Below are 541 nucleotides of genomic sequence, written 5' to 3'. Positions count from 1 at the left end.
AGGCCGCGGCGAGCAGGGCGCGGGTCCCGCACTCGATCACCACGAGCAGCCGTAGCAGCGGGTAGCCGAACTCCAGCTTGTCTCCTACGCGTTTGGGGTAGCGCCAGGTGACCTGCTCCTCGTCGGGTACGTGCAGGTGGGTGCCGTCGATGGCCACGGTACGCAGGCCCCGGTAGAACACACCGGGCTGACCGGGCAGGCCGACGGCACCGGCCAGGGTCTCGAACAGGCGCCGTAGCGGCGCCGTTCCGATCCGGCGGCGAGCGCGTGACAGTGAGGAGATACTCGGCCGCGTCAGGCACAAGCCGGCCAGGGCCGCGGTCAGCTTCCCCCAGGTCGCTCGGTAGGAACAGCGTTCGAGCAGGGCGAGTGCGAGGACGAAGTACACCACGACCCGAGACGGCAGCAGCCGCGGCCGCTTCTCGCGTGTCCCGGTTTCTTCCAGCACCGCGTCGACCAGGTCGAAGTCGATGATCTGGGTCAACTCGCCCAGATGTCCGGGCGCGTGCACACCCCCGGCTACCTCGATCGACCGGGTGAT

Annotated in this window: 1 protein-coding gene; it reads right to left on the bottom strand. The window is 69.1% G+C overall.

Annotated features, from left to right (window positions below; all coding sequences use genetic code 11):
* On the bottom strand, nt 1-541 hold a 541-nt coding region (locus tag ABGB16_RS33990), incomplete at both ends, for a transposase domain-containing protein (protein WP_347672136.1).

This window comes from Micromonospora sp. B11E3 (assembly GCF_039871625.1).
GTDB lineage: Bacteria > Actinomycetota > Actinomycetes > Mycobacteriales > Micromonosporaceae > Micromonospora.
Note: the sequence above shows the minus strand (reverse complement) of the source record. Positions and strands in the feature narration are given on the sequence as shown.